Source organism: Amycolatopsis keratiniphila (genome assembly GCF_000400635.2).
Taxonomy (GTDB): Bacteria; Actinomycetota; Actinomycetes; order Mycobacteriales; family Pseudonocardiaceae; genus Amycolatopsis; species Amycolatopsis keratiniphila.
This window is the reverse complement of record NC_021252.1, coordinates 3,047,059-3,068,414: the sequence shown is the minus strand read 5'-3', so window position 1 is coordinate 3,068,414 and position 21,356 is coordinate 3,047,059. Positions and strand designations below refer to the sequence as shown.

At 68.9% G+C, this 21,356-nt stretch carries 19 protein-coding genes and 1 riboswitch; of the genes, 6 read left to right on the top strand and 13 right to left on the bottom strand.

Annotated features, from left to right (window positions below):
• Positions 1 to 93: 93 nt before the first annotated feature.
• From AORI_RS55330 to AORI_RS55270, 13 genes are all read right to left on the bottom strand, one after another.
• Positions 94 to 552 (bottom strand): hypothetical protein, encoded by a 459-nt coding sequence (locus AORI_RS55330; RefSeq protein ID WP_016333222.1) that lies wholly within the window; start codon positions 550 to 552, stop codon positions 94 to 96.
• 217 nt (positions 553 to 769) lie between these two features.
• Entirely contained in the window at positions 770 to 1,039 is a 270-nt protein-coding gene (locus AORI_RS55325) for a hypothetical protein (RefSeq protein WP_043848031.1), read from the bottom strand.
• A 117-nt stretch (positions 1,040 to 1,156) separates the two neighbouring features.
• Positions 1,157 to 1,759 carry a TetR/AcrR family transcriptional regulator gene (locus AORI_RS55320; protein ID WP_016333220.1) on the bottom strand — a complete coding sequence of 201 codons (603 nt, stop codon included), beginning with the start codon at positions 1,757 to 1,759 and terminating at the stop codon, positions 1,157 to 1,159.
• Positions 1,756 to 2,607 carry an SDR family oxidoreductase gene (locus tag AORI_RS55315; protein WP_016333219.1) on the bottom strand — a complete coding sequence of 284 codons (852 nt, stop codon included), beginning with the start codon at positions 2,605 to 2,607 and terminating at the stop codon, positions 1,756 to 1,758. The genes AORI_RS55320 and AORI_RS55315 overlap by 4 nt, the downstream gene beginning before the upstream one ends.
• Positions 2,608 to 2,618: 11 nt before the next feature.
• Positions 2,619 to 3,785 carry an acyl-CoA dehydrogenase family protein gene (locus AORI_RS55310; protein WP_016333218.1) on the bottom strand — a complete coding sequence of 389 codons (1,167 nt, stop codon included), beginning with the start codon at positions 3,783 to 3,785 and terminating at the stop codon, positions 2,619 to 2,621.
• Positions 3,782 to 5,734: an ATP-binding protein gene (locus AORI_RS55305; RefSeq protein ID WP_016333217.1), complete on the bottom strand. Its 1,953-nt coding sequence runs from the start codon at positions 5,732 to 5,734 to the stop codon at positions 3,782 to 3,784. The genes AORI_RS55310 and AORI_RS55305 overlap by 4 nt, the downstream gene beginning before the upstream one ends.
• Positions 5,735 to 5,739: 5 nt before the next feature.
• The gene (locus AORI_RS55300) at positions 5,740 to 7,338 is read right to left on the bottom strand and encodes an acyl-CoA carboxylase subunit beta (RefSeq protein WP_046199778.1); all 1,599 of its coding nucleotides are present in this window, start codon (positions 7,336 to 7,338) and stop codon (positions 5,740 to 5,742) included.
• A complete protein-coding gene (locus tag AORI_RS55295) occupies positions 7,335 to 8,483 on the bottom strand; it encodes an acyl-CoA dehydrogenase family protein (RefSeq protein WP_016333215.1) in 1,149 nt (382 codons plus the stop codon). Before AORI_RS55295 ends, AORI_RS55300 begins: the two co-directional genes overlap by 4 nt.
• Complete coding sequence (locus tag AORI_RS55290; RefSeq protein ID WP_016333214.1) at positions 8,480 to 10,171, bottom strand: acyclic terpene utilization AtuA family protein; 1,692 nt, start codon at positions 10,169 to 10,171, stop codon at positions 8,480 to 8,482. The genes AORI_RS55295 and AORI_RS55290 overlap by 4 nt, the downstream gene beginning before the upstream one ends.
• Positions 10,168 to 10,962 (bottom strand): TIGR03084 family metal-binding protein, encoded by a 795-nt coding sequence (locus AORI_RS55285; RefSeq protein ID WP_016333213.1) that lies wholly within the window; start codon positions 10,960 to 10,962, stop codon positions 10,168 to 10,170. The genes AORI_RS55290 and AORI_RS55285 overlap by 4 nt, the downstream gene beginning before the upstream one ends.
• Positions 10,963 to 11,053: 91 nt before the next feature.
• Positions 11,054 to 11,749 (bottom strand): TetR/AcrR family transcriptional regulator, encoded by a 696-nt coding sequence (locus tag AORI_RS55280; RefSeq protein WP_016333212.1) that lies wholly within the window; start codon positions 11,747 to 11,749, stop codon positions 11,054 to 11,056.
• Positions 11,733 to 12,980, bottom strand: coding sequence for an FAD-dependent monooxygenase (locus AORI_RS55275; protein WP_046199776.1), 1,248 nt, complete (start codon positions 12,978 to 12,980; stop codon positions 11,733 to 11,735). The genes AORI_RS55280 and AORI_RS55275 overlap by 17 nt, the downstream gene beginning before the upstream one ends.
• Before the next feature lie 210 nt (positions 12,981 to 13,190).
• Positions 13,191 to 14,045, bottom strand: a complete 855-nt coding sequence (locus AORI_RS55270) for an NAD(P)-dependent oxidoreductase (RefSeq protein WP_016333210.1) — start codon at positions 14,043 to 14,045, stop codon at positions 13,191 to 13,193.
• Positions 14,046 to 14,095: 50 nt separating this feature from the next.
• Here AORI_RS55270 and AORI_RS55265 point away from each other — a divergent pair, with 50 nt between their 5' ends.
• From AORI_RS55265 to AORI_RS55240, 6 genes are all read left to right on the top strand, one after another.
• On the top strand, positions 14,096 to 14,488 hold the full coding sequence (locus AORI_RS55265; protein ID WP_016333209.1) for a MerR family transcriptional regulator: 393 nt from the start codon (positions 14,096 to 14,098) through the stop codon (positions 14,486 to 14,488).
• Complete coding sequence (locus AORI_RS55260) at positions 14,485 to 14,955, top strand: tetratricopeptide repeat protein (protein ID WP_016333208.1); 471 nt, start codon at positions 14,485 to 14,487, stop codon at positions 14,953 to 14,955. The genes AORI_RS55265 and AORI_RS55260 overlap by 4 nt, the downstream gene beginning before the upstream one ends.
• A 41-nt stretch (positions 14,956 to 14,996) precedes the next feature.
• Positions 14,997 to 15,836, top strand: a complete 840-nt coding sequence (locus AORI_RS55255) for an enoyl-CoA hydratase-related protein (protein ID WP_016333207.1) — start codon at positions 14,997 to 14,999, stop codon at positions 15,834 to 15,836.
• Entirely contained in the window at positions 15,833 to 16,441 is a 609-nt protein-coding gene (locus AORI_RS55250; RefSeq protein ID WP_016333206.1) for an acetoacetate decarboxylase family protein, read from the top strand. The genes AORI_RS55255 and AORI_RS55250 overlap by 4 nt, the downstream gene beginning before the upstream one ends.
• A gap of 222 nt (positions 16,442 to 16,663) precedes the next feature.
• The gene (locus AORI_RS55245; protein WP_016333205.1) at positions 16,664 to 19,645 is read left to right on the top strand and encodes a ribonucleoside-diphosphate reductase subunit alpha; all 2,982 of its coding nucleotides are present in this window, start codon (positions 16,664 to 16,666) and stop codon (positions 19,643 to 19,645) included.
• Positions 19,646 to 19,721: 76 nt separating this feature from the next.
• Positions 19,722 to 20,798 carry a ribonucleotide-diphosphate reductase subunit beta gene (locus AORI_RS55240; protein WP_016333204.1) on the top strand — a complete coding sequence of 359 codons (1,077 nt, stop codon included), beginning with the start codon at positions 19,722 to 19,724 and terminating at the stop codon, positions 20,796 to 20,798.
• Positions 20,799 to 21,053: 255 nt separating this feature from the next.
• Positions 21,054 to 21,274: riboswitch (cobalamin riboswitch) on the top strand.
• Positions 21,275 to 21,356 lie beyond the last annotated feature (82 nt).

Genomic DNA, 21,356 nt, shown 5'->3' with positions numbered 1-21,356 from the left:
GAAAAATGACAAGCAGACACGAACGGACGAAACCGGAGATGAATCGTGATTCTTCTTCGACGGTGAGCGACGCCGTCGATCACCCGATCGGCGCTACCGGCCCCATTGCGGCCAGCGACCGCCTTGATGGCCGCCGCCGTAGTACCACTCGTAATACTGCTCGAAGTCGTGTTGGCCGGTGCGCGGCTCCGGGCGCTCTTCAGGTTCCGGCGTCGGCGTGGGGGACGGCGTCTCCGAGCCGTGCAGCGACGCGGTCATCGGCGGCGGCGGTGCGACACTGCCGCCCGGGGGTCCCGAGGGGACGGGCGAGGAGACCGGGACGTCGATCGCCTGCGGGGCGATGGTCAGCGACGGCGGCGGAAGCGGGGTGCCCGGGACGACGTCGGCCGGGTCGGCCGGGACGAGCACGACGGCCAGCAGCCCGACGAGCACGCCGCCCGCCGAAAGCGCCGAGATCCGCCGGATCCTGCCGGTGCCGGAAGCGGTTTCCGGAGCCCGGTGCTTCGGCCCGCGCGGTCCCCGGCGACGGGGCGCCGCACCGGCTTCCCGCATCAACGTGCTCAGTGTCTGTTGATGAACCCGCTGGCGAGTTCGACACAGCGGGCTCAGGGCGTCCTCACCGGCATCGCGGCGAGCCGTGCGTGCCATCGGCACCTCCCAACCCGGGCCCGTCGCTCGACGACGGCCTCATCCCGGGGTGGATCCTAGGAACGCGGGAGGTGCTTGTAAACGGTCGTCGTCCACTGCGGACAGACGATGCGGTGAAAGGTCAGGCCGCTGCGGTGACCGCGATCGCGGCTTCGCCCGCCTCGGTCAGCTCGGCGGGCACCCGGCCGGTGACCGCGGAGGGTCCGGTGGACTCGGCGGGGCGGATGTAGCCGCCGCGGGCCAGCGCGTGCGCGGTCATCTGATCGCAGCAGGCGAACCCGTCGATGAAGAGATCCGGCTCGCAGCTGCACGACATCTGGGCACGGCGCGCCGCGACCGCTCGCAGCATCGCCATCGCGCGATGGGACAGTTCGACCTCTGAACCGGACACCGGACTGGACCTCTCTCGATCAGCCACCTGAATCAGCAGCACTCACACCGTGTTATCGGCCGCTGCTCCATCAGTGTTAACAAGATCTCAGACGTTGTCGGTGACTTGTCGGTTCCGTCAGATCTTCGCCGACGCCAAGGTGGGTTCCAGCACCCGCGCCCACTGCGCGACGATCTGCTTGCGCCGCTTCGTGTCGTCGGTCAGCAGGTTCGCCAGGCCCAGGCCGCGGGCGAGATCGAGAGTGGCCTGGACCAGCTCGCGAACGCCCTGGTGGGACTCGTCGACACCGAGCAGCTCGACGGTCACCCGGTGTGCTTCGCGGCCGACGCGGGCCTCCAGCGGCACCAGGGTCGCCCGCAGTGACTCGTCGGTCGAAGCCGCGACCCACAGGTGGAGCGCGGCACGGAACAGCGGCCCGCTGTAGAGGTTGAGCACCATGTCGACGGCCCGCTCGATCCGTGACCGGCCCGACGGCAGTTCCGCCGCGCGGGCGCGTAGTTCCACGATCTGGATCTCGCCGACGTGCTCGACCGCGGCCGCGACCAGGTCCTCCCTGGTCGGGAAGTGGTGCTGGGCGGCACCACGCGAGACCCCGGCGCGTTCGGCGATGACCGCGACCGTGGTCCCGTGCCAGCCCAGCTCCCCGATCGTCTCGACGGCGGCCTCGACCAGCCGCCGCCGGGTCGTGCGGCTGCGTTCCTGCTGTGGTTCGCGGATCATGGCCCTGATTCTGGGGTACGCGCTTCGACCCAGAAATCGAGCTGCAGGTCTTCCTCCCGCTCGCCGATGCGGTACTTCGAGAAGTCGGTGACGCCCTCGGCGGCCAGCACCTCGTCGTCGAGGTAGAAGTTCCCCGTCGCCTCGGTGCTCGGTTTGGTGAGGATCGCGTGCGCGGCGTCGGCCATGATCTCCGGCGTCCGCGACTTGGCCGCCAGCTCCGCGCCGACGACGTTGCGGATCGCCGCGGTGTCGATCGTCGTGCGCGGCCACAGCGAGTTCGCCGCGATGCCGTACTGCCGCAGTTCCGCCGCGAGCCCGACGGTCACCAGGCTCATCGAGTACTTCGCGATGCTGTACGCGAGATGCCCGGCCTGGAACCACTTCTCGTCGAGACTGATCGGCGGCGACAGCGTCAGGATGTGCGCGTTCTCCGCCAGCTTCAAATACGGGATGGCGAGCTTCGACAGCAGGAACGATCCGCGCGCGTTGATGTCCTGCATCAGGTCGTAGCGCTTCATGCTGACGGATTCGGTCGGGGTCAGGTCGATCGCGCTCGCGTTGTTGAGCACGATGTCGATGCCGCCGAACTGCTCCGCGGTCCGCGCGATCGCGGCCTCGACCGAGGTGTCGTCGCGGACGTCGCCGACGATCGGCAGCGCCTGCCCGCCGGCGTCCTCGATCGCCTTGGCCGCGGTGTAGAGCGTGCCCGGCAGCTTCGGATGCGGCTCGGCGGTCTTCGCGAGCAGGGCGATGTTCGCCCCGTCGCGGGCGGCGCGGACCGCGATGGCCTCGCCGATCCCGCGGCTGCCGCCGGAGATGATGATCGTCTTGCCGTGGAGCGTGCTCATGAGCCGACCTCTCAGTACGACCGGGGCAGGCCGAGGCTGTGCTGGCCGACGAAGTTGAGCACCATCTCACGGCTCACCGGCGCGATCCGGCCGAGGCGGACGGCCGTGACCAGCGTACCCAGCCCGTATTCGCTGGCCAGGCCGTTCCCACCGTGGGTCTGCACGGCCTGGTCGACGGCCCGGATGGCGACCTCGGCGGCGGCGTACTTCGCCATGTTCGCGGACTCGCCCGCGCCGAAGTCGTCGCCGGAGTCGTAGAGCGAAGCCGCCTTCTGCGTCATGAGCTTGGCCAGTTCCAGCTCGATCTTGATCTCGGCCAGCGGATGCGCGAGCCCCTGGTGGGTACCGATCGGCGCACCCCACACCTTGCGTTCGTTGGCGTAGCCGACGGCCTTGCCCAGCGCGTAGCGCGCGATGCCGAGCGAGAACGACGCGCCCATGATGCGTTCGGGGTTGAGCCCGGCGAAGAGCTGCGCGATCGCCGCGTCCTCTTCGCCGACCAGCGCGTCGGCCGGCAGGTGGACGTCGTCGAGGAACAGCCCGAACTGCTTCTCCGGCGAGACGATGTCCATGTCGATCTGCTTGTACTCGAAGCCGGGCGTGTCGGTCGGGACGGTGAACAGCGCGGGCTTGAGCTTGCCGGTCTTGGCGTCCTCGGTGCGGCCGACGACCAGGACGGCGTCCGCCTCGTCGACGCCGGAGATGTAGACCTTCCGTCCACTGAGGACCCAACCGTCGGCGTCCCGTTTCGCGGTGGTGGTGATCTTGTGCGAGTTCGACCCGGCGTCCGGTTCGGTGATCGCGAAGACCATCCGCCTGCTGCCGTCGGCGATGCCCGGCAGCCAGCGCTTCTTCTGCTCGTCGGTGCCGAAGCGCGAGATGACCGTGCCGCAGATCGCCGGCGAGACGACCATGAGCAGCAGCGGGGAGCCCGCCGCGGCGAGTTCTTCGAGCACCGCGGCGAGATCCGCGATCCCCGCTCCCCCGCCGCCGTACTCCTCGGGCAGGTTCACGCCGAGGTAGCCCAGCCGTCCGGCCTCGGCCCACAGTTCCTCGGTCTTGAGCCCGGCACGCGCCTGCTTGGCGTAGTACTCGTAGCCGTACTTCTTGCCGAGTTCGGCGACCGCGGCCCGCAGCGCGACGCGCTCCTCGGGCTCGGTGAAGTTCATCGCGTTCATTCGTCGTCTCCTACCACCGCGAGGATCGTGCCCACTTCGACCTGTTGTCCGACCACCACCGGGAGTTCCGTCACGACGCCGTCGGCGGGCGCCGCGATCCGGTGTTCCATCTTCATCGCTTCGAGCCACAGCAACGGATCGCCGGTCTTGACGGTGTCGCCCGCCTCGACCGCGAGCCGGACGACCGTGCCCGGCATCGGCGCCACGAGCGAACCGGCGGCGAGCGCCGCGTCGGGATCGGTGTACCGCGGCACCACACCCAGCTCGACGGAGCCGTCCGGCGAATCGACGTACACCGTGTCGCCGTACCGCGCGACGGCGAACTTCCGCCGCACCCCGGAGACCTCCAGGACCACGCCGCCGTTCTCGGCGGAAACCAGTTCGACGCCCTCGAATCCGTCGGCGCGCAGACCGTCCCGGCCGAGGCTGTAGCCGACCTCGATCTCGTCGTCGCCGTGACGAAAACGTTTGCGCTGTCCTTGGGAACGGACGTTGCGCCAGCCGCTCGGCAGCCTGCTCTGCACCCGGGCCTCCGAGCGATTCGCGGCCGCACCGGACAACGCCGCGGCGAGCGCGGAAATCCGTACAGTGTCCACAGTGGCCAGTGGAGCCGCCAGGGTTTCGAGCCCGTGCCGGTCGAAGAACGCGGTGTCGGTCTCCCCGGCGAGGAAAGCATCGTGGCGCAACACGTTCACCAGCAGGTCGCGGTTGGTCACCACACCGTGGATCTCCGCGCCGGCCAAGGCTGCGGCCAGTGCCCGCGCCGCGCTCCGGCGATCCGGGGCGTACGCGATGACCTTGGCGAGCATCGGGTCGTAATGCACGCCGACGGTCTGCCCGCCGACGAAACCGGAGTCGAGCCGGACACCCGGGCCGACCTCGAATTCCCGCTGTGCCGCGGGAAGCTCGAAACGGTGCAAGGTGCCGCTCTGCGGCTGCCAGCCCGCGGCGGGGTCCTCGGCGTAGAGCCGGACCTCGATCGCGTGGCCGGTCGTCGCCGGCTCTTCGATCGGAAGGTGCTCGCCCTCCGCGATCCGCAGTTGCAGCGAGACGAGGTCGAGCCCCGTCGTGGCCTCGGTGACCGGATGCTCGACCTGGAGCCGCGTGTTCATCTCCAGGAAGTAGAACCGCCCGTCCGGTCCGGCGAGGAACTCGACCGTCCCGGCGCCGACGTAGTCGATCGCCTGCGCGGCCTTGCGGGCGGCGTCGAACAGCGCCTCCCGCATCGTCTCGTCGACGAACGGCGACGGCGCTTCTTCGACGACCTTCTGGTGGCGGCGCTGGATCGAGCATTCGCGCTCCCCCACCGCCCACACCGTGCCGTGGGTGTCGGCGAGCACCTGCACCTCGATGTGCCGGCCGGTCTCCAGATACCGCTCGCAAAACACGGTCGGGTCGCCGAACGCCGACGCGGCCTCCGCGCTCGCGCCTTCGACGGCCTCAGCGAGTTCGCCGAGCGTACGCACGACCCGCATACCGCGTCCGCCACCACCGGCGGACGCCTTGACCAGCAACGGAAGGTCGGCTTCGGTGACCTCGGCCGGGTCCAATTCGGACAGGATCGGGACACCGGCCTCGGCCATCATCCGCTTGGACTCGACCTTGGAGCCCATGCTCTCGATGGCTTCCGGCGGCGGGCCGACCCAGGTGAGCCCGGCGTCGGTCACGGCGCGGGCGAACGCGGCGTTCTCGGACAGGAACCCGTAGCCGGGGTGGATCGCGTCGGCGCCGGTCTCGACGGCCGCCTTGATCAGCAGTTCGGCCCGCAGGTACGTGTCGGCGGGCGCGTTGCCCGGCAGGCGGACGGCGAGATCCGCCTCGGCGGTGTGCGGCGCGTCGGCGTCCGCGTCGGAGAACACCGCGACCGTGCCGATCCCGGCGTCGCGGCAGGTGCGGAACACGCGACGGGCGATCTCACCGCGGTTGGCGACCAGAAGTTTCTCGATCATGCCGCTCACATCCTGAAGACGCCGAAGCCCTCGGCGCCCTTCACTGGTCCGTTGTGGATCACGGACAGGCTGAGCCCGAGCACCGTGCGGGTGTCGCGGGGATCGATGATCCCGTCGTCGTAAAGCATCCCGGAGAGGAACATCGGCATCGACTCGGCCTCGATCTGGCCCTCCACCATGGCGCGCATGGCGGCGTCGTGCTCCTCGTTGTACTCCTGCCCACGCGACGCGGCGGCGGCACGGGCCACAATGGACAGCACGCCCGCCAGCTGCTGCGGACCCATGACCGCGGACTTCGCACTGGGCCAGGCGAACAGGAATCGGGGATCGTAGGCCCGGCCGCACATGCCGTAATGCCCGGCGCCGTACGAGGCGCCCATGAGCACCGAGAGATGCGGCACCTTCGAGTTCGACACGGCGTTGATCATCATCGCGCCGTGTTTGATGATGCCGCTCTGCTCGTACTCCTTGCCGACCATGTAGCCGGTGGTGTTGTGCAGGAAGACCAGCGGTGTGTCGATCTGGTTGGCCAGCTGGATGAACTGCGCGGCCTTCTGCGACTCCTCGCCGAACAGCACACCTTGGGCGTTGGCGAGGATGCCGACCGGGTAGCCGTGGATGCTCGCCCAGCCGGTGGCGAGGCTGCTGCCGTACAAGGGTTTGAACTCGTCGAAGTCCGAGCCGTCGGCGACCCTGGCGATCACCTCGCGCGGATCGAACGGCACCTTGAGGTCGGTGGGCACGATGCCGAGCAGGTCTTCGGCGGAGTACAGCGGCTCGGCGTAGTCCGGTTTCGGCGTCGGGCCCTGTTTGGTCCAGTTGAGCCGTTTGACGATGCTGCGGCCGAGCCGGATCGCGTCCTCTTCGTCCGCCGCGAGGTAGTCGGCGAGGCCCGACGTGCGGGCGTGCATTTCGGCGCCGCCGAGCGATTCGTCGTCGGATTCCTCACCGGTCGCCATCTTGACCAGCGGCGGGCCGCCGAGGAACACCTTCGCCCGTTCCTTGACCATCACGACGTAGTCCGACATGCCGGGCAGGTACGCGCCACCCGCGGTCGAGTTGCCGAACACCAGCGCGATCGTGGGCACCTTCGCCGCCGAAGACCGCGTGAGGTCACGGAAGATCCGGCCGCCGGGGATGAAGATCTCCTTCTGCGTCGGCAGATCCGCCCCGCCCGACTCGACGAGGTTGATCACCGGCAGGCGGTTCTGCGCGGCGATGTCCGCGGCGCGGTAGCTCTTCTTGGCCGTCCACGGGTTGCTCGCCCCGCCTTTGACCGTCGGGTCGCTCGCCGAGATCATGCACTCGACGCCTTCGACCACGCCGATACCGGTGATCACGCTGGCGCCGACCTGGTAATCCGAACCCCAAGCAGCCAGCGGCGACAGTTCCAGGAACGGCGAGTCCTCGTCGAGGAGGAGTTCGATCCGTTCGCGGGCAAGCAGTTTGCCGCGTTTGCGGTGCCGGGCGACGTACTTCTCGCCGCCGCCCGCGATCGCCTTGGCGTGCTCGCCGTCGATCTCGGCGAGTTTGCCGAGCATGGATTCGCGGTTCTCCGCGAACTCCTCGCTCCGCGTGTCCACAGTGGACCGTATCGTGCTCATGCGGTGTATCCCAATCGCTTCGCGGCCAAGCCGGTGAGGATCTCGTTGGTCCCGCCGCCGATACCGAGGATGCGCACGTCACGGTAGTGACGCTCCACTTCGGACTCCCGCATGTAGCCGAGTCCGCCGTGCAGTTGCACGGCCTCGTTGACCACCCATTCGGCGGTCTCGACGGCGGTGTTCTTCGCGAAACAGGCTTCGGCGATGACCTCTTCGCCCGCGACGTGCCGCTGGGCGACCTGCCGGGTGTAGGTGCGGGCGACGTCGATCTTGCGGGCCATCTCGGTGAGCTTGTGCTGCACCAGCTGACGGGAGATCAGCGGACGGCCGAAGGTCTCGCGCAGGCGGCACCAGTCCAAGGTCAGGTCGAGTGCCCGCTGCGCGTGCGCGTAACCCTGCACGGCCAGCGAGACCCGCTCGGTGACGAACTGCGTGGCGACCTGCGCGAAGCCGCTGTTCTCGGCGCCGATCAGGTTTTCGGCGGGCACCCGGACGTCCACATAGGACAGCTCGGCGGTGTCCGAGCAGAGCCAGCCCATCTTCTCCAGCTTGCGGGAGACGGTGAAGCCAGGAGTGCCGCGTTCGACCACGATGAGCGAGATCCCGTGGGCGCCGGCTTCACCGGTGCGGACCACGGTGGTCACGAAGTCGGCGCGGCAGCCCGAGGTGATGAAGGTCTTGGCGCCGTTGATGACGTACTCGTCGCCCTCGCGCACCGCCGTCGTGCGGATCCCGGCGACGTCGGAGCCGCCGTCGGGTTCGGTGACCGCGAGCGAGCCGATCTTGGTGCCTTCCAGCGTCGGCCGGACCCAGCGTTCGATCTGTACCGGATCCCCGGCCGCCGCGATATGCGGGACGGCGATACCGCAGGTGAACAGCGAGGCGAAGAGGCCACCCGACCCGCCCGCGTAGTGCAGTTCCTCGGCGATGACGACGGCGTCGAGGTAGTCGCCGCCCCCACCGCCGACCGCCTCGGGGAAGCCGACGCCGAGCAGCCCGAGTTCCCCGGCCTTGCGGTGCAGATCGCGGGGCAGCTCGCCGTCGCGCTCCCAGTCGTCGAGGTGCGGCAGGATCTCGGTTTCGGCGAACCGCCGGACGGTCTTGCGCAGTTCGGCGCGTTCCGGCGTGGCGAAGGGGTCGGTCACAGGAGGGCCTCCGGGATGTCGATCTCGCGGGAGCGCAGCCATTCCCCGAGCGCCTTCGCCTGCGGGTCGAACCGCGCCTGCGACGCGACGCCCTCGCCGAGGATGCCTTCGACGACGAAGTTGACCGCCCGCAGATTCGGCAGCAGATGCCGCCGGACCTCGAGGTCCGCGGTCTCCGGGAGCAGCAGTTTGAACTCGGTGACGGTGAGCCGGTGCGCCAGCCAGCGCCACGCCTCGTCGGACCGCGCCCAGACGCCGACGTTCGCGTTGCCGCCCTTGTCGCCGCTGCGCGCGCCGACCACTTTGCCGAGCGGCACCCTGCGGACTTCGGCCTGCGTGAACGGCGCGGGCAGGGCCGATTCGTCCACTTCGGACAGAGGCAGGGTTTCGGCGGCGGGCGCGATGTCGCGGCGCGTCCCGTCCGGCAGGACGGCGACGTGCGGGACCTCTTGCGCGTCGACGAAAGCGGCTCGGTAGACGCCGTAGGGCGAGGCGGCCGCGGGCGGCGCGGTGACATGGAACCCGGGATAGCTCGCCAGCGCGAGTTCGATCGCCGCACCGCTGAACGCGCGTCCGGCGACCTCCGGATCGGCGTCCTTCACCGCGACGTGCAGCAGTGCGCTCGCCTGCTGCTCGGTTTCGGCGTCGGGCCGGTCGGTGCGGGCCAGGGTCCACCGCACGTCGGCGGGCGGCCGGGCCTTGAGCGCGCCTTCGAGCTGTTCCTTGACCAGTGCGGCTTTCGCCTCGATATCCAGTCCGGTGAGGACGAACGTCGTCTCGTTGCGGAAACCGCCGAGCCCGTTCAGGCAGACCTTGAGCGTCGGAGGCGGCGGCTCACCGGTGACGCCGCTGATCCGGACGCGGTCCGGGCCGTCCTCGGTGAGGGTCAGCGTGTCGAACCGCGTCGTGACGTCCGGCCCGGCGTAACGGGCGCCGGTGATCTCGTACAGCAGTTGCGCCGTCACGGTTCCGGCGTTCACGACACCGCCGGTGCCGGGGTGTTTGGTGATCACGCTGGAGCCGTCGGCGGAGATTTCGGCGATCGGGAACCCCGGGACGCCGATCCCGTGCTCGGTGAAGAAGGCGTAGTTGCCGCCGGTGGCCTGCGTCCCGCATTCGATCACATGCCCGGCCGCGACCGCGCCCGCCAGCGCGTCGTAGTCGTCGCGCGCCCAGCCGAAGTGCGCGGCTGCCGGACCGACGATCACCGACGCGTCGGTGACGCGGCCGGTCACCACGATGTCGGCGCCCGCGTTCAGGCATTCCGCGATCCCCCACGCGCCGAGATAGGCGTTGGCGGTCAAGGTCTTGCCGAAGCCGAGCTCCTCGGCGCGCTGGATGAGGTCGTCGCCTTCGACATGCGCGATCGCGACGTCGACGCCGAGCTTCGCGGCGAGTTCACGGAGCGCGTCCGCGAGGCCGGCGGGGTTGAGCCCACCGGCGTTCGCGACGATCTTGACGCCTTTTTCCTTCGCCAGCCCGAGATTCTGTTCCATCTGCCGCAAGAACGTCTTGGCGTACCCGCGGTTCGGGTCCTTCATCCGGTCGCGGCCGAGGATGAGCATGGTCAGCTCGGCCAGGTAGTCGCCGGTCAGCACGTCGAGCGGGCCGCCGGTGAGCATCTCGTGGACCGCGGAGAACCGGTCGCCGTAGAACCCGGAAGCGTTGCCGATGCGGATCGGGGTCATGCGAACTGCCCCGGCTTCCGCCCGGCACCGGGAGGCCCGGCGAAGGCCTGCGCGATCCCGAGCCATTCCTCGACGTCCTTGCCCGTGGCGACCAGGTCGGTGTCGGCGGGGTGACGGCGCTGGGTGATCACGAGACAGAAGTCGACCGCGCTCCCGGTGAGCCGCTGTCCGGCGTCCTCGGGACCGAAAGCCCAGGTGGTGCCGTCGGGCGCGGTCAGCTCGACGCGGAACTCCTCGGTGGGCGGGGCGAGCGAGTTGAGCTTGTAGGCGAAGTCGCGCGTGCGGGTGCCGAACCGGGCGATGTGCCAGATCCGGGCGGTGTTCTCCCGCGCGACGCCGAGCGTGTCGAAGATGTCCTGGCCGTGGGCCCAGGTTTCCATGAGGCGTGCCGTCACCATGGACGCGGCGCTCATCGGCGGGCCGTACCAAGGGATCTTCTGCCCGTCGGGCACCGCTGCGAGCGCTTCGGCGAGCTCCGCGCGACCGGCGCGCCACTCCTCCAGCAGCTCACGGGGCGGCGTCTTCGCGCCCTCCGCGGCGCCGTCGTCGACGTAGGACTCGCCCGTCGCGAGGAGCCCTTCGATCTCGGCCTGCCACTCGGCCTCGGATCCGCGCGCCGCGATCAGCGCCTTCTTGTCCGTCCAGGCCAGATGGGCTATCTGATGGGCGATCGTCCAGCCTTCGGCCGGGGTCTGCCGCGCCCAGTCCGACGCGGGCAGAGCCGCCACCACGTCGTCGATGGCCTGCGATTCCGCCGCGAGATCCCCAAGGATCACGCCCAGGTCAGCCATGCCCGCCTCCTCGCGTCTTCCCCAGGCTGGCACCCCGCGCCGGAAAAATCAAGCACGCCTGATTGTTTTAACGGCAGAAGCTACCCGGCGGTCAGCCGGAGATGATGCCCAGAGCGACGGCACGTCCGCCCTCCAGCGCGCGGATCCCCTCTTCCGCCGCCAGCTTCACCTGCTCCGGCGTGGCCCGCTCGGGGCCGAGAAGCGCGGTGATCGACGCGGCGAACACCCGGGCGGGATCGCCGACCGGCAGCCTGCTCCCGATCGAAGGGGCCGCCGTCAGGAAACCCGCGAGGAGGGCCTGCAACGCGAAGGCCTGATCGGCTATCTCCCAATCGGTCCTGGCGAGGTCGTGCCGCCGCCAGATGGGCAGGATGTGATGCAGGAACGCGCCCGCGCCCAGCGTTTCGAGCAGGGTCGCCGACCGGGGGTCGTCGGCGAGGACCCCGAGCAGGACGTCGTCGCCGGTCTGCAGCGCGTTGACGTACGGATGCCGGGCCGCGACCTCCAGCATGTTCGGGCCGAGGCGCGACGGCCGGGCCAGCTCGGGGTCCGCGGTGACCGCCGCGACGACCTCGTCGGCGAGCGCGACGAAATCGCGGCTGATCAGCCCGAGCAGCAGGTCTTCCTTGGTCTTCCAGTAAAGGTAGACGGTGCCCTTGCCGACGTGGGCCTTGGTGGCGACCTCCGCGATGGTGACGCCCTTGCTGCCCCGGCTCAGGAGCAGTTCGCCCGCCGCCGCCAGGATGCGTGCCGCCTTGGGCGAGCCGTGTTCAGGCAGTTCCGCCAACAGTGGTCCTCTCCGGTATCGCGCCGACGATATCCGCATTCTTGTACAACGCGATCTCGTCGAGCCGCATGATCCGGTCGGTCAGCCGTTTGCCGAGTTTGAAACGGCTCAGCACCGGCACCGCGCGCCGCAGCAGGAGCTGCATCCGGTTGTCCACGACGAAGATCTTCCGGTCGGCGAACGCGCCGTCCTGGTAGTGGTCGACGTAAGGCCGCAGTGCCCGTTCCCATTCGGAGAGGGCGGTGCCGAGGTCGCCGGGGTGCCGCTCCAGCATGCCGCCGAGCAGATCGGCTCCGGTGAGCCCGGACGAGACACCCATGCCGGCGTAGAGCGTGACGCACCAGGCGGCATCACCGATCAGGACGACATGTCCCTTGTGCCAACGGTCCAGGCGCACCTGCTCCACGGAGTCGAACAGCACGTCGTCGGCGGACTCCAGCGCGCCGACGACGTCACCGAGCACCTTTCCCAGTGGCCGCGGGCCGAACGCCGCGCGCACGCGTTCCGCGGGTGGCCGGGTGAACTCGGCGTCGACGTCGTCGGTGCGGTAGGTCAGCATGACCGTCGGATCGTGGTCGGAGAACGCGAAGACCCACATCGAGCGGTCCGGTTCGAGCAGCGTCGCCCCCTGTCCGGAGGCGAGACCGGCGGGCGTTCCGGTGTACTGGAAGGCCGCGACCATATAGCCCATCCGCCGCAGATACCTCTCGTGCGGGCCGAACACCAGCGACCGCACCGTGGACCGCAGCCCGTCCGCACCGACGACGAGGTCGAAGCGTTCGGTCGTCGCGGTGTCCGAAGCGGTGTCGAGCAAGGTGACGTCGACACCGTCGGCATCCTGCTCGATGGCGGCGGGGACGGTCGAGTACCGGATCTCCACATCGTCGGGGAGAACGGCGAAGGCGGCCTTCTCGACGTCACTCCGCAGCATCATCCAGGGTTTGCCGGGCAGGTCGGCGTACGACATCCCCGGACGGCTCGAGCCGTCACGGGCGAGGTCGAGGCCCTGCGCCAGCGAGGCCCGGTCGTGAATGGCGCCGGCCATGCCCAGCCTGGTCGCGGCGGCCTGGCCCGCCCCGAACAGCGCGACGAAGTATCCGCCGGAGCGCCTTTCCGGCGCTTTCTCGATCAGCACCGGCCGCCATCCGGCCTTGCGCAACCGCGCCGCCGTCGCGATCCCGCTGACACCCATCCCGACTACGAGTACCCGTCCCGCTTCGCTCCCGGTCATACTTCCGAACATACTGACCAAAATGTTCAGTTGGTCAGTATGTTGCCTGCGTCACAGCCATGCCGTCCGCTCAGTCACGCGTGTCGTCCATCCAGTCACACGTGTCGTCCGCCTGATCACACCTGCCGTCCGCAGGCGTTCCATCCACGGGCCCGAAAGGACTACTCGCGCGTCCCGGAAGCACTCAAGACACGCGCGGCCTGATCCGCTTCACTCCCCCGGCCGCTCGAATTCCCGGATCAGCACCGGATACTGCTCACCCCCGTGCCCGGCGGCGATCGCGCGATCCGCCATCGCCTTGATCAGCTTCGGCAGTTCGGCGTTCACGCCCAGCGCCTCGCTCTCCTCGACCATGTGCGCCATCGCCCGCGCGTCGGTCTCCAGCGCCGACACCTCGGCGGGAAAGGAACCCTGGTCGATCTGCTCCGCGTAGCCGGGCAGCCAGTCCGCCACCCCGGCGGCGATCTGCCGCGCGAACGGCGCGTACGTCGCGGCGTCGACACCGGCCGTCTTGAGCATCGCGGTGCCCTGGAGCCACGCGTTCAGCACGCTCCACATCATCGTCAGGCCGGCGACGTCGTACAGGGACGCGAGGCCGGGATCCTCGCCGAGGTGACTGACCGTGCCGAGCGTGCCGAGGTCGAAGTCCGGGGCCGGTCCGCTCAGCAGGATCACCGCCTCGTCGGTCCCGATCGACGACGGGATGGCCATGATCGCGCCATCCAGGTAGCGGGCGCCCTGTTTTTCGGCCCAGGCGGCGGTTTCCCGTGCCTGCGCGGAGTCGCCCGAGGTGAGATTGACCAGTGTCGTGCCGTCGAGGCGGGCGTCGCCGAGCAGTGCGCGCACGGCGGAATAGTCGGTGAGGCACACGATCGTCACGCCGCCGAGCGCGTCACCGATCGCAGGCGCGAGCCGCGCGCCTTCGGCGACCAAAGAGTCCGCCTTGGCGGCGGTCCGGTTCCACACGGTCGTGGGATGTCCGGCCTTCAGGAACGCGCGGGCGAGCGCGGTGCCCATCAGGCCGAGGCCGACGACCGAAATCGGGGTGTTCGTTTTGTCTGTCATGGCACGATCGTCAACGTTGATACCGGTATGAAGGTCAAGTGGGGAAAGCGATGAAGATCGGTGAACTGAGTCACCGGACGGGCGTCAACGCCCACCAGCTGCGCTACTACGAGGCGCAAGGCCTCTTGGAGGCGAGCCGCGGCACGAACGGCTATCGCGAGTACGACGAGACGGCGTTGCTGCGGGTGAGGCAGATCCGTCATCTGCTCGCCGCCGGCCTGTCGTCCGAGGACATCGCGTATCTGCTCCCCTGCGCGATCGGCGAGGAGCCCGAGCTGATCGGCTGCCCCGAGCTGCTGGCCGCGATGCGCGAACGGCTCGGCCGCCTGGACGAGCAGCTGGCCAAGCTCACGCGATCGCGTGACGCGCTGGCCGAGTACATCGTCGTGGCCGAACGGGTCGGCGCCGAGACCTACCCGCCGTTCGACGGCACCGCCGCGTGAACGAGGCGATCCGGCTACGGGAGCAAGGCACCGACGAGGCACGCCTGCGGCTGATCGAGCTGGCCGGGAAGAATCCGCGGGACGCCGTGATCGCCTACCAGACCGCGTGGGCGCACGATTCAGCCGGACTGGAAGCCGAAGCCGCCCCGTTCTACGAGCAGGCGCTCGCCGGCGAAGGTCTGTCCACAGAGGACAGGCACGGCGTGTTCGTCGGGCTCGGCAGCACGTATCGCGTCCTCGGCCGGTACGACGAGTCGCTCGCGACCTTGCGGCGCAGCCTCGGCGAGTTCCCGGACGACGCCGCGCTGCGGACCTTCCTCGCGATGGCGCTCTACAACGTCGGGGAGGCGCGCGAGGCGGCGGGAACCCTGTTGAAGGTGCTCGCGGCGACCAGCGCGGACGACGGCGTCCGGCGATACCGGCGAGCGGTCGAGTACTACGCGGACCATCTGGACGACGTCGAATGAGCCTTGTTGACACCTTGTCAACACTGGCTTACTTTCACGTCATGAGCGCGTACGCCGAAATCACCTACGAGGTCGAAGACCGCATCGCGACGGTCACGCTCAACCGGCCCGAGGCCCGCAACGGCTACACCATCCGCATGGCCGACGAACTCGGCGACGCGATGGACCGCGCCGACCGCGACGAGGACGTCCGCGTGGTGATCCTGACCGGCAACGGCAAGGACTTCTCGGTGGGCGCCGACCTCACGCAGGGCGGTTTCGACTTCGATCCGGAGACCGGGCCGGACGCGGCGTGGCAGGAGCCGGCGGGCCGCTGCTCGAAACGGATCTTCACGATGAACAAGCCGGTGATCGCGGCCCTGCGGGGAGCGGCCGTCGGCGGCGGCGTCACGATCACGCTGTCGTGCGACTACCGCCTCGCGTCCACGGACTCCCGGTTCGGCTTCGTGTTCGTCCGCCGCGGGATCTACCCCGAAGGCGCGTCCGCGTGGTTCCTCCCCCGGCTCGTCGGGATGGGCACGGCACTCGACTGGATGATCAGCGGCCGCGTCTTCGGCGCCGAGGAGGCGAAAACGGCCGGACTGGTCCACAGTGTCCACGAGCCCGAAGAAGTGCTCGGCAAGGCCCGCGAGCTGGCTCGCGAGATCGCCGCGACCACGTCGCCGGTCTCGGTCGCCGTGACCCGCCAGCTGCTGTACCGGATGGCGAGCGCGGAATCGCCGTTCCCCGTGCACGAACTCGACTCCCGGCTGATCGGCGGTCTGGGCTCCAGCCCGGACGCGGTCGAAGGGGTCGTGTCCTTCCTGCAGAAACGACCACCGGAGTTCTCCATGCGCGTCGACACCGACCAGCCCGCCTACCTGCCGTGGCTGGACAAGTGACCGCCTATCCCCCGGAACCCTGGAACCTGGCGGGTCAGGCGTACCTGTCGATCTGGCGTGTCCCCGTGAGCGGACTGCCCGCACTGCCCGGCGGTGTCGAGCCGATCGTGGTCGGCGGCCGCGCCCAGGTGTTCACCGCCTGGATCGACTACCAGGAGCCCGGGCAACTCCAGTACCACGAGCTGCTGGCGACGGTCGCGGTCCGCGGCGAGCGCCTCTCCGGCTCCATCACCGACATCTGGGTCGACAGCGAGGTCTCGCTCGCCGGCGGGCGGGCGCTGTGGGGTATCCCCAAGGATCTCGCCGCCCTCGACTTCGCCCACGGGCGGACCTTCACCGCCTCGGCGGCCACCCAGGACGACTGGATCGCGACGGCGGCCTTCACGCCTCGGCCAAGCCTCCCGGTGCGGATGCCCGCGGCCTTCGACGTCGTTCAAATGCTGGACGGCCGTCTCAAAAGGAGCCCCGTCCGGGCGAAGGCGAGGCCTTGTCCGGCGGCCGCGGACTGGCGGATCAACGAGTCCGGGCCGTTCGGCTTCCTGGCCGGTCAGCGGCCCGTGCTGAGCGCCTGCCTGCGCGATTTCAAGATCCTCTTCGGCGGTTGACCAGCCGCTCAGCGTGATCGTCTAACCCGCCAGGGTGAGCCGACGACACGCCACCCATTGGGGCACGTGCAGCCTCCGACCCCTACATGTAGTCTCTGGGAACCGGCACCGCCCAGCGACGGGGAGACCGCTCGGGAGCGGTGGTCGGGCAGCTTTGTGAACCTGCAGCGCACGGCCTTGTGAGGCCTTGTGGTGCTTCGACGCGCCCTTTTGGAGTGACGCATGTCAGTGGAAACCGGTCAGCGGCCGCCCTCGTCTTCGGACACCACGCCCGCGACCGTGCGAGTCATCCGGCGGGACGGCAGCGTGTCCCCCTTCGACGCGAACAAGATCTCGGTCGCCGTGACCAAGGCCTTCCTCGCCGTCGAGGGCGGTGACGCGGCCGCCTCGTCGCGGATCCACCACCTGGTCAAGGAACTGACCGAGCAGATCGAGACCACCCTGCTCCGCCACGCCGGCCCCGAGACCGCGCTGCACATCGAGCAGATCCAGGACATCGTCGAGCTCGCGCTCATGCGCGGCGAGCACCACAAGGTCGCCCGCGCGTACGTCCTGTACCGCGAGGAGCGCGCGAAGGCCCGTGAGGCCGAGAAGCCCGCGTCGTCCGACGTCGCCATCAGCGTCAAGGCGGCCGACGGCTCGCTCCGCCCGCTCGACTGGGCCCGCGTCGCGCACGTCGTCGGCGAGGCCGTCGCCGGTCTCGACGACGTCTCGGCCGAGCCGGTGCTGGCCGAGGCCAAGCGCAACCTCTACGACGGCATCAGCGCCGACGAGCTCGCCCTCGCGCAGATCATGGCCGCGCGCGTGCTCGTCGAGCAGGAGCCGAACTACTCCTACGTCAGCGCCCGGCTGCTCGCGGACAAGCTCCGCGGCGAGGCGCTCAGCTACCTCGCGGGCGTGCCGCAGCAGGCCAGCCAGGACGAGATGACCACCCGGTACCCGCAGTACTTCCGGGACTACCTCAAGCGCGCCGTCGAGCTGGAGCTGGTCAACCCCGAGCTGCAGGCCTTCGACCTCGACAAGATCACCGCGGCCATCCGCGCCGAGCGCGACCTCGACTTCGGCTTCCTCGGCCTGCAGACCCTGTACGACCGGTACTTCCAGCACCACGACGGCGTCCGTTTCGAGCTGCCGCAGGCGTTCTTCATGCGCGTCGCGATGGGTCTGGCGATCCGCGAGGACGACCGCGAGGCTCGTGCCATCGAGTTCTACGAGCTGCTCTCGACGTTCCACTTCATGGCGTCCACCCCGACGCTGTTCAACTCGGGCACCACGCGCCCGCAGCTGTCGTCCTGCTTCCTGACCACGGTCGACGACGACCTGGACTCGATCTTCCAGGCGTACAAGAACAACGCGCTGCTGGCGAAGTACTCGGGCGGTCTCGGCAACGACTGGACCCCGGTCCGCGGCCTCGGCGCGCACATCAAGGGCACCAACGGCCAGTCGCAGGGTGTCGTGCCGTTCCTCAAGATCGCCAACGACACCGCGGTCGCGGTGAACCAGGGCGGCAAGCGCAAGGGCGCGGCGTGCGCGTACCTCGAGACCTGGCACGTGGACATCGAGGAATTCCTCGACCTGCGCAAGAACACCGGTGACGACCGTCGTCGTACGCACGACATGAACACCGCGAACTGGGTGCCGGACGAGTTCCTGCGCCGCGTCGAGGCCGACGCGCAGTGGACGCTGTTCTCGCCGAACGAGACCCCGGACCTGCACGACCTCTACGGCAACGCGTTCGCCGAGCGCTACCGCGAGTACGAGGCCGCCGCCGAACGCGGTGAGCTCAAGGTGTTCCGCAAGGTCCGCGCGGTCGACCTGTGGCGCCGCATGCTGACCATGCTGTTCGAGACCGGCCACCCGTGGATCACCTTCAAGGACCCGTGCAACCTGCGTTCGCCGCAGCAGCACGTGGGTGTCGTGCACTCGTCCAACCTGTGCACCGAGATCACCCTGAACACCACCACCGACGAGGTCGCGGTCTGCAACCTCGGCTCGGTGAACCTGCTCAAGCACGTCACCCCCGAGGGCCTGGACACCAAGCGCCTCGAGAAGACCGTGCGCACGGCCGTTCGCATGCTCGACAACGTGATCGACATCAACTTCTACACGATCCCGGAGGCGCGCCGCTCCAACCTGCGTCACCGCCCGATCGGGCTGGGCCTGATGGGCTTCCAGGACGCGCTGTTCGAGATCGGCGTCCCGCTGTCCTCGGACGAGGCCGTGCAGTTCGCGGACACCAGCATGGAGCACATCAGCTACTACGCGATCTCGGCCTCGACCGACCTCGCGGAGGAGCGCGGACAGTACCAGACGTTCGAGGGTTCCTTATGGAGCAAGGGAATCCTGCCGATCGACTCGATGCAGCTCTTGATCGACGCCCGCCAGGGCGACGCGCTCGACGTCGACACCTCGTCCACTTTGGACTGGGCGCCGCTGCGTGAGCGGGTCAAGACCGTCGGTATGCGCAACTCCAACGTGATGGCGATCGCGCCGACCGCGACGATCTCCAACATCTGCGGCGTCGGGCAGTCGATCGAGCCGCTGTTCCAGAACCTGTTCGTCAAGTCGAACATGTCCGGTGACTTCACCGTGGTGAACCCGCACCTGGTCCGCTCGCTCAAGGAGCGCGGGCTGTGGGACGAGGTCATGGTGTCGGACCTGAAGTACTTCGACGGCAGCCTCGGCCAGATCGACCGCGTGCCGGACGACCTGAAGGCGCTGTACGCGACCGCGTTCGAGATCGAGTCCAAGTGGCTGGTGGACGCCGGTTCGCGTCGTCAGAAGTGGATCGACCAGGCGCAGTCGCTGAACCTGTACATCGCGGCGCCCAGCGGCCGCAAGCTCGACGAGCTGTACCGCTACGCCTGGCACAAGGGCCTCAAGACCACGTACTACCTGCGGGCCCGGTCCGCGACGCACGTGGAGAAGAGCACCCTGCGCGGCACCGACGGCAAGCTGAACGCGGTCTCGGCCACCCCGGCCCCCGCCGCACCCGCTTCGCCGAAGCCCGCCGCCACCCCGGCTCCCGCCGCTTCGCCCGCGCCGTCGGCTTCCGCCGCGGTCCCGGCCGTGCCGGTGACCGCTCCCGCCCCGGCCGCCAAGCCGGAGCCGAAGGAGATGCCGAAGGTCTCGGACGTCGACTTCGTCGCCACCGAAGGCGCCGCCTGCCGGATCGACGACCCCGACTGCGAAGCCTGCCAGTAAGACATCGTCGTGAGTGGCGATTCGGGTTAGAACCCGAATCGCCACTCACGACCCCCGACTCGTGAAGTGAGCCTCCATGACCACCTTTGACGCCTCCACCGACGCCACGGGCCTCGGTGAGATCGAAGTCGGCGCCGCCCGCATCAACGTCGACGACAAGCGGATGATCAACGCCCGCGCCGACGTCAACCAGCTGCTGCCGATGAAGTACACCTGGGCGTGGGAGAAGTACCTCGCCGGCTGCAACAACCACTGGATGCCGACCGAGGTCGCCATGCAGGCCGACATCGCGCTGTGGAAGTCGCCCGACGGCCTCACCGAGGACGAGCGCACCATGCTCAAGCGCAACCTCGGCTTCTTCGCCACCGCGGAATCGCTGGTGGCCAACAACATCGTGCTCGCGGTGTACCGGCAGATCACCAACCCCGAATGCCGCCAGTACCTGCTGCGCCAGGCGTTCGAGGAGGCCGTGCACACGCACACCTTCCAGTACATCTGCGAGAGCCTCGGCCTGGTCGAGGGCGAGCTGTTCAACATGTACCGCGAGGTCCCGTCCATCTCGGACAAGGACGCGTGGGCACTGAAGTACACGCAGAACCTGGAGAACCCGGACTTCGAGACCGGCACCCCGGAAGCCGACCAGAACTTCCTGCGTGACCTCGTCGCGTTCTACGTGATCTTCGAGGGCATGTGGTTCTACACCGGTTTCGCGCAGATCCTCTCGCTCGGCCGCCGGAACAAGATGATCGGCATCGCCGAGCAGTACCAGTACATCCTGCGCGACGAGTCGATCCACCTGAACTTCGGCATCGACTGCATCAACCAGATCAAGATCGAGAACCCGCACCTGTGGACCGAGGAGTTCCAGGCGGAGATCCGGACGATGCTCACCGAGGCGTGCGAGCTCGAGGTCGCCTACGCCCGCGACACCATGCCGCGCGGCATGCTCGGGCTCTCGGCCGAGCTGATCGAGCAGTACATGCACTTCATCACCGACCGGCGGGCCCAGCAGATCGGCCTCGCGCCGATCTTCGGCGAGACCGAGAACCCGTTCCCGTGGATGTCGGAGGCGATGGACCTCAAGAAGGAGAAGAACTTCTTCGAGACCCGCGTCATCGAGTACCAGTCGGGCGGAGCCCTCGACTGGGACTGACCCCGACCTCGTAACTCGCGTGTTCGAATCGCGAACTCGCGTGATCAGACACGTAACTCGCGTGATTGAACGGCGAACTCGCGTGACCAGACGGACGACACGCCGGGCGGCCTCCGCCCGGCGTGTTCCGTCTCCAGACACGCGAGTTACGCCTTCGATCACGCGAGTTCGCCGTTCAATCACGCGAGTCGTCCATCCGATCACGCGTGGCGTCCGGTTCGTCACATGTCCAGCGGGCCACTGGCGCCCCTCGGTACGCTCCGGAGTGCTACTGGTTCGCCCGGCCCCAGGCCGGGCGAGGTAACAGGGAACCCGGTGCGAATCCGGGACTGCCCCGCAGCGGTATGTGGGAACGAAAGCCGTCACCGTGCGAGACACGGTAAAGCACTGGGACACGGCGTCCCGGGAAGCGACGGCCGGTAGGAGCGAGCGAGTCGCCCACGAGTCCGAAGACCTGCCCGTGGTACGCGCGCCGACGGCGTGCGTGAGTCCGGGCCTCGTGGGATGGGCACGACCGAACGGCGGTCACTCCTGCGCGCTCCGGGCTCGCCCGACAAG

Bases quoted from the DNA above. Each gene is read 5' to 3' on its own strand.
- AORI_RS55330 (WP_016333222.1), bottom strand. From the start codon at position 552: ATGCGGGAAGCCGGTGCGGCGCCCCGTCGCCGGGGACCGCGCGGGCCG.
- AORI_RS55320 (WP_016333220.1), bottom strand. From the start codon at position 1,759: ATGATCCGCGAACCACAGCAGGAACGCAGCCGCACGACCCGGCGGCGG.
- AORI_RS55315 (WP_016333219.1), bottom strand. From the start codon at position 2,607: ATGAGCACGCTCCACGGCAAGACGATCATCATCTCCGGCGGCAGCCGC.
- AORI_RS55310 (WP_016333218.1), bottom strand. From the start codon at position 3,785: ATGAACGCGATGAACTTCACCGAGCCCGAGGAGCGCGTCGCGCTGCGG.
- AORI_RS55305 (WP_016333217.1), bottom strand. From the start codon at position 5,734: ATGATCGAGAAACTTCTGGTCGCCAACCGCGGTGAGATCGCCCGTCGC.
- AORI_RS55300 (WP_046199778.1), bottom strand. From the start codon at position 7,338: ATGAGCACGATACGGTCCACTGTGGACACGCGGAGCGAGGAGTTCGCG.
- AORI_RS55290 (WP_016333214.1), bottom strand. From the start codon at position 10,171: ATGACCCCGATCCGCATCGGCAACGCTTCCGGGTTCTACGGCGACCGG.
- AORI_RS55285 (WP_016333213.1), bottom strand. From the start codon at position 10,962: ATGGCTGACCTGGGCGTGATCCTTGGGGATCTCGCGGCGGAATCGCAG.
- AORI_RS55275 (WP_046199776.1), bottom strand. From the start codon at position 12,980: ATGACCGGGAGCGAAGCGGGACGGGTACTCGTAGTCGGGATGGGTGTC.
- AORI_RS55270 (WP_016333210.1), bottom strand. From the start codon at position 14,045: ATGACAGACAAAACGAACACCCCGATTTCGGTCGTCGGCCTCGGCCTG.
- AORI_RS55265 (WP_016333209.1), top strand. From the start codon at position 14,096: ATGAAGATCGGTGAACTGAGTCACCGGACGGGCGTCAACGCCCACCAG.
- AORI_RS55255 (WP_016333207.1), top strand. From the start codon at position 14,997: ATGAGCGCGTACGCCGAAATCACCTACGAGGTCGAAGACCGCATCGCG.
- AORI_RS55245 (WP_016333205.1), top strand. From the start codon at position 16,664: ATGTCAGTGGAAACCGGTCAGCGGCCGCCCTCGTCTTCGGACACCACG.
- AORI_RS55240 (WP_016333204.1), top strand. From the start codon at position 19,722: ATGACCACCTTTGACGCCTCCACCGACGCCACGGGCCTCGGTGAGATC.